Annotated in this window: 7 protein-coding genes; 3 read left to right on the top strand and 4 right to left on the bottom strand. The window is 38.1% G+C overall.

What is annotated here, in order from left to right; all coding sequences use genetic code 11:
• The first annotated feature begins 176 nt into the window (after window positions 1-176).
• Window positions 177-1,334: a response regulator gene (locus ACXITR_RS01420; RefSeq protein WP_457995450.1), complete on the top strand. Its 1,158-nt coding sequence runs from the start codon at window positions 177-179 to the stop codon at window positions 1,332-1,334.
• A 2-nt stretch (window positions 1,335-1,336) separates the two neighbouring features.
• Here the strand turns inward: ACXITR_RS01420 and ald are convergent, their stop codons facing one another.
• Window positions 1,337-2,422, bottom strand: coding sequence for an alanine dehydrogenase (ald, locus tag ACXITR_RS01415; protein WP_457995449.1), 1,086 nt, complete (start codon window positions 2,420-2,422; stop codon window positions 1,337-1,339).
• Between the two features lie 305 nt (window positions 2,423-2,727).
• Here ald and ACXITR_RS01410 point away from each other — a divergent pair, with 305 nt between their 5' ends.
• Window positions 2,728-3,600 (top strand): mechanosensitive ion channel family protein, encoded by an 873-nt coding sequence (locus tag ACXITR_RS01410; protein WP_457995448.1) that lies wholly within the window; start codon window positions 2,728-2,730, stop codon window positions 3,598-3,600.
• 83 nt (window positions 3,601-3,683) lie between these two features.
• Here ACXITR_RS01410 and ACXITR_RS01405 read toward each other — a convergent pair whose 3' ends face one another.
• Window positions 3,684-4,730 carry a DUF3326 domain-containing protein gene (locus ACXITR_RS01405; RefSeq protein WP_457995447.1) on the bottom strand — a complete coding sequence of 349 codons (1,047 nt, stop codon included), beginning with the start codon at window positions 4,728-4,730 and terminating at the stop codon, window positions 3,684-3,686.
• 112 nt (window positions 4,731-4,842) lie between these two features.
• The gene (locus ACXITR_RS01400; protein ID WP_457995446.1) at window positions 4,843-5,013 is read right to left on the bottom strand and encodes a hypothetical protein; all 171 of its coding nucleotides are present in this window, start codon (window positions 5,011-5,013) and stop codon (window positions 4,843-4,845) included.
• A 172-nt stretch (window positions 5,014-5,185) separates the two neighbouring features.
• On the opposite strand from ACXITR_RS01400, the gene ACXITR_RS01395 reads away from it, so the two are divergent.
• Window positions 5,186-5,458, top strand: a complete 273-nt coding sequence (locus tag ACXITR_RS01395) for a 4a-hydroxytetrahydrobiopterin dehydratase (RefSeq protein ID WP_457995445.1) — start codon at window positions 5,186-5,188, stop codon at window positions 5,456-5,458.
• Window position 5,459: 1 nt separating this feature from the next.
• On the opposite strand, the gene ACXITR_RS01390 is transcribed toward ACXITR_RS01395, so the two are convergent.
• Window positions 5,460-5,849 (bottom strand): hypothetical protein, encoded by a 390-nt coding sequence (locus ACXITR_RS01390; protein WP_457995444.1) that lies wholly within the window; start codon window positions 5,847-5,849, stop codon window positions 5,460-5,462.
• Window positions 5,850-6,000 lie beyond the last annotated feature (151 nt).

Below are 6,000 nucleotides of genomic sequence, written 5' to 3'. Positions count from 1 at the left end.
TCTACAATATTTTGTCAAGTGTGTAGATGTCACTTTCGTTCCTTTTTCTTTGCTGGTCGTCATCCATCTCCCGTTAATTTCTGTGGGCTTTTCTTTTGTTGAGAAATTTAACGGGAGTCCTGTGACGACATTTTAAGATAGATAATAGGAGTAGATTATTCAACACAAAGAGAGCAATGACGCTAAGACAAAAACTTGAATCTTCCAACGAAAGAAAGTTTACAGGCAGAATAGATATAATCCAAAATAAAGGAAAAACTTGGCGCCTGTACCTGTGTCTTGGCAGAATTGTATGGGCTGATGGGGGCTATCATCCTTATCGCTCATGGCAAAGATTGATTACTAAATATTGTCCTGAGTTAGATTTAGAGTTAATCGATTTAGCAAAAGCCAAGGATTATGAATGTTGGAATTATCAAGTTATTGTTAATTTATTAAAGCGTTTTCTCATTAATAAAGAACAAGCATTATCGGTTATTAAAGCAAGAATTATAGAAATATTGTTTGATATATTATATGCAGAATCTAAACAAAAATTATCCTATGATTGTATAGTTGCTGAAGATGGTTTTTCAGAGGAATCAGGATTAAAAAACTCTCTTAATTGGTTCAATTTTGATAGTTTATTAAAAGAAGCAGAAAATTTGTGGTCAATATGGCAGAAGGAAAAATTAACTTCTTGGTCTCCTAATACTGCTCCTGTGATTAAAAATCCTGCTATTCTTAGAAACAATTTTAATACTCCTACTTATACAAAATTAGTATCTCTTTTTAATGGTAAATTAACATTGAAGGAGGTTGCGGATAGATTGAAATTAAATGTTGCTAAAGTAACTATTTGGCTAAAACCTTATTTTGAAAGGGGTATTATTGAGCTAATAGCTGTTAGTGATACTTCTTTGAATGTAGCTTTAATCGGGGTTGGGGATAATAAAAACTATAAAGTTACCAAACCTACTCGACAAAAATTAATTATATGTGTAGATGATAGTGTTCAAATATGTGAAATTATGAAGCATATCGTCACAAAATCTGGGTATCAATTTATCTCGATTCAAAATCCCCTCAAGGCTTTACCAGAGATTATTACCCATAAGCCTGATTTAATCTTTTTAGATTTGATCATGCCTATTGTTAACGGTTATGAAATCTGTTCTCAAATTCGTCGGGTTTCTAATCTGAAGAATATTCCTATAATTATTTTGACCAGTAATGATGGTATGGTGGACAGGGTTAGGAGTAAGTTGGTGGGGGCTTCAGGATTTTTAGGGAAGCCCGTTAATGAAGAAAAGGTAATCCAAAAAATAGAAAGTTTTTTATGCAGTAATGGTTAGAGTTATTGGGGTAAATCGGGAAATACTTGTTGCACGGCGGGATGGACTAGGCGATAATAGTGAACGTTTAAACCCTGTGCAAGGTTGGGGTCTTGTTTTAATGCTCCAATACCTTGATTAGCTAGTTTTATAACATAGGGCAGAGTGTTGTTGTTGAGGGCTTGGGTAGAGGTACGAGGCACCGCACCGGGTAGGTTAGGAATACCGAGGTGGATTACTCCTTCTTCTACATAACTAGGTTTACTGTGGGAGGTGGTGCGCAATGTTTCGATGCAACCTCCTTGATCTACGGCTACGTCGATGATAACTGAGCCAGAGGACATTTTTTGGACTAATTCTCTTGGTACTAAGATGGGGGCTTTTTTCCCTGTGATTAATACTGCACCAATAAGTAAATCGGCTTTTACTACGCTTTTGGCGATGGTTTCTGAGTTGCTGTAAAGTAGTTCTACCCTTGACCCAAAGAGGTTTTCTAGGTAGGCTAGGCGGTCGATATTTACATCTAAAATGGTTACTTTAGCTCCCATACCTACGGCAATTTTGGCGGCTTCTGTGCCGACGATACCACCCCCTAGGATGACGATATTTCCTTGGGCAACTCCAGGGATTCCTCCGAGCAAAATTCCTTTTCCGCCCTGTTGTTTTTCGAGGTATCTAGCACCAATTTGTACGGATAATCGCCCTGCGATGATACTCATGGGGGTGAGAAGGGGTAGTCTGCCATCGGGTAGTTGTACGGTTTCATAGGCGATCGCCGTTACACCGCTTTTGATGAGGGATTCGGTTAAAGTGCGATCGGCTGCTAAGTGAAGATAGGTAAATAAAATTTGTCCTTGCTTGATGTATCCATACTCTTGGGGTAAAGGTTCTTTTACTTTTATGACCATTTCTTGATTCCAAGGGGTTTGATGATCAGTAATAGTTGCCCCAGCTAGTTTATAATCCTCATCGGTGAATCCTGAACCTAAACCAGCACCGCTTTCCACAAAAATCTCATGATTTTGATCTGATAATATTTTGACACTGGCAGGAGTCAAACCGACACGAAACTCTTGATCTTTAATTTCCTTGGGAATACCTATCTTCATGATATTTTTTTGCTTACTTTACCAACGGATTATTATATTATCAATTGACCATGGCCAAGAAAATAAAACTTTTAATAATATCTAAATAGTAACAAAAAAAATAAATTACTAATCTTTCCAATATATTAAAACATAACTAAATAAATTCAAAATAAAAATAATACCTAGCCAAACTTACTTTAAAATAAAATGTTGATGACATAAAAAATTTAGGTTAAATATAAGATAAATAATGCAATTGGTATTAAATTTTGTAATATTAAATTTTGATGCTAAACTAACCATAGTTAAATTTGCCAACAATAATGACTGAAATTATTAACACTATACAAAATAGTATTAACGAGCTGATTGGCAGTGCCGTAAAAATTTTACCTGCTCTCATCAGCGCCTTAATAATTATTGCCCTTACCAGATACGGTGCGGAATTTACCCAAAAAATAGCAAAAAAAATTACTGCCAAAGCTGTCAAAAGTTCCTCTTTACGAATACTTTTTATTAAATCAACCTATGTATTAACGTGGATTGTGGGCGTAGTAATTGCGTCCATTGTGGCTTTCCCCGGACTAAGATTAGGAGATATTATTGCTACCCTTGGACTTGGTTCTGTAGCGGTGGGTTTTGCTTTTCAAGACATTTTTAAAAATTTTTTAGCAGGGATTTTAATACTTTTAGAAGAGCCTTTTGTTATTCAAGATCAAATACAAGTAGATGACTATGAAGGTACGGTAGAAAATATTAATATTCGCACCACCGAAATAAAAACCTATCAAGGAGAAAGGGTTTTAATTCCTAACTCCACAGTTTTTACCAGCGCCATTAAGGTGAGAACTGCTTTTCCCTATCGCCGTACTGATTTAATGGTAGGGGTAGATTACAATACCTCTTTACCCCAAGCTAAGGCTATTTTAGAGCAGCTTATTCTTACCATTGAAGGGGTGGTCAATCAGCCAAGCCCAGAGGTGGATTTGGTGGAATTTAATGATAGTTCTATCGATTTGGTGGTGAGGTATTGGACACAGTCTCGTCAGGCGGATGTTCGCCGTGTTCAAACTAAGGCTATCACGGCTATTAAAAAGGCGTTTGATAACCAAGATATTGTTATTCCTTATCCTATTCGCACGGTTTATCATTTCAATCAGGAGAAATTTAATGATTATTTACCCCCTGCAGAATAATTGGTTCTAGTTAAATCGTTTTAGCCAAGGGGCTTAAGCCTTTTGTTAATAAGAAAAAGATAGAAATGATCTTCCCAATCTGATTAGTGTTGAATATTTTTGATCGTTTCTGGGGTCAAACTTTGAAAGTTGATGCCCCCTTTGTGTGCTGCCATTACCCCGATCGCCTCCAGGTACGATTTAACCCGAATGGCTTTGATTCCAAGGGGTTCGGGTGGTACTTTGATAATGGTTTCGTTGTCTTCTACCACAATTATTTGGGTCTGAGAGTGGGCAAAACTGAGGGTTGCGCTACCTCCACAGCCATGATGGGGAATGACTAGCGCATCTATATCCTCAGCCCAGAGACTATTCTGATTTTTTTCTTGGGTAAACTGGGGGGCTTTATTTAACCCTACTAACACACAGGGCAAAAAAGTATATCCCAATTCTTCGGCCGCCGCACGGGGGGAAACATTTATATCCAAAGGTAAAGGGCATAGGGCAGGGGCATGGGCGCAGGGAATTTGAAACTCCCTTACTAAAAGATGGGAAATTACCGCCTCCGCACCAGCGAGCGCATCTACCCCACCACCATGACGATAATCATTTAAGGCTTGGGAATCGGTATCATCGGGAAATCTGGCGACAACGGCGATCGCACTTATCCCCTGTGCCACCAACTTTTTTCCAGCCCTCAACAGACTATCAGGATTTCCAATGGTACCCCAACTTGCCCCACTATCAGCCACCCTCAATTCCACATCAAGGGGAGCATCCGTAATAACGTAATCCCTCACATTAATGCCCACCGTTGCCCGTAGAGCATCCATGGCTTGGAGATGACGATGGCGTAATTCAGATTCCATGGCTTGATCAAAAATCACCCCAATTCTATTTTGATGCACCGATGTTAAACCCCATTCGCCCCCCGCAAACTTATCTAGGGCATACCCTTCCACATAATCAATGTTATCCCTAGACCAATATAAACTAGCTCCATTCATCACGTTAGGATGGGTTACGAGGCGATCGCACACTTGCCCCATAGCCCTTGCCACAGGCAGAGCATCCCCCGCATAACCACCAATGGAAGCACCTACCCCCGTAGGCACAATTAATACTGCACAATAAGGTTTTTTATAAAACATTGATCTAAATTGATTATGGCTTGATGGAAAGGGTAAGAGGTAAAAGGCGAAAGATGATAATTGTTTATTATTAACTACTAACCTCTAATACCTAACCCCTAAAGTCTAATAATTACTTGGTTACAATGGCTTCTACATGAGCTTTTTCCGCTTCCTTATCTACCTGTGTCACAGCCCAGCGTAGGGGTTTACCCTCTTCGTTTAACTTAGCTTCTACATCCTCTTTGAACTTTAAAGGATTTTCTCTTAAATCAACCTCTGCGGTAATAAAATGAGTAGTCATAGTTTCTGTGATACCTAAATTTTCTTATTTAAATATGATATTACATTGAATTCACATCAATCACAGAGTTAAACCAATCGATCAAAAATAAAATTCTTGGGGGGATTACCGAAAAAATAGCAAAAAAAAATGAGCTACCATCGAAGTAAAGTAACCTATAAAAATAATCAATATGCTATTAAACCAACAACAAATTGAGCAACAACTAGATAACTTAGATGGATGGACTGTAGAAGAAAAAAATCTTGTCAAAACCTTCAAATTTAAAGACTTTGTAAAAGCGATCGCCTTTGTAAACCAATTAGTAACCCCCGCCGAATCCGCAGGACACCACCCAGATATATCCATTTCCTACAACAAAGTTACCATTAACCTAACCACCCACGATGAAGGGGGACTAACCCAAAAAGACTTTGACTTAGCCCAAACCATAACCAACCTTTAAATTATTCCAAAACTCTCTCACTCCCAATCCCTTGGGAATCCCGAAGAAAAGCCTTAAAACAATCATCATCACCGATAATATGAGTAAAAGCTCCCCTCATTAATTCTATACTTTGGGGATTTTCTCCAATATCATCCGTGGTGAGTAAGCCGAGCATTAACGACAAAAACTGTTCTGACTCTTCATCACTATACATTTCCATCGCCTCCACCGCAAACTCATCCAACACATCAGGATCATTCAAACTCCCCGTAGTTAACAAAGACTTGCACATATAACCACCCATCAAATAACCCACATCACCCGCATCAATAACATTAGTTTCAGCCCTACTTTGACCAAAAGGCAACATAAACAATAACGAGCTAATCAACAGAGTAAAATATTTCATTGGAACACTTTATAAAGATAATAATTAATCATACATTCAGTTTTTCCAAAACTAATCAAAAACCTGAGCATATATCATATATCAGAAATTTCAAACAACCCTAATGAACAATAAGCAGAAACTCCGTGTGATAATCTAAGGGAGATATGAA

It is taken from the genome of Cyanobacterium sp., from assembly GCF_054166785.1.
This window is presented reverse-complemented; position numbering and strand designations above follow the sequence as displayed.

What these genes read in the sequence shown, in the direction of transcription:
- ACXITR_RS01400 (WP_457995446.1), bottom strand. Translation starts at nt 5,013, where the DNA reads ATGACTACTCATTTTATTACCGCAGAGGTTGATTTAAGAGAAAATCCT.
- ACXITR_RS01410 (WP_457995448.1), top strand. Translation starts at nt 2,728, where the DNA reads ATGACTGAAATTATTAACACTATACAAAATAGTATTAACGAGCTGATT.
- ACXITR_RS01390 (WP_457995444.1), bottom strand. Translation starts at nt 5,849, where the DNA reads ATGAAATATTTTACTCTGTTGATTAGCTCGTTATTGTTTATGTTGCCT.
- ACXITR_RS01405 (WP_457995447.1), bottom strand. Translation starts at nt 4,730, where the DNA reads ATGTTTTATAAAAAACCTTATTGTGCAGTATTAATTGTGCCTACGGGG.
- ald (WP_457995449.1), bottom strand. Translation starts at nt 2,422, where the DNA reads ATGAAGATAGGTATTCCCAAGGAAATTAAAGATCAAGAGTTTCGTGTC.
- ACXITR_RS01395 (WP_457995445.1), top strand. Translation starts at nt 5,186, where the DNA reads ATGCTATTAAACCAACAACAAATTGAGCAACAACTAGATAACTTAGAT.
- ACXITR_RS01420 (WP_457995450.1), top strand. Translation starts at nt 177, where the DNA reads ATGACGCTAAGACAAAAACTTGAATCTTCCAACGAAAGAAAGTTTACA.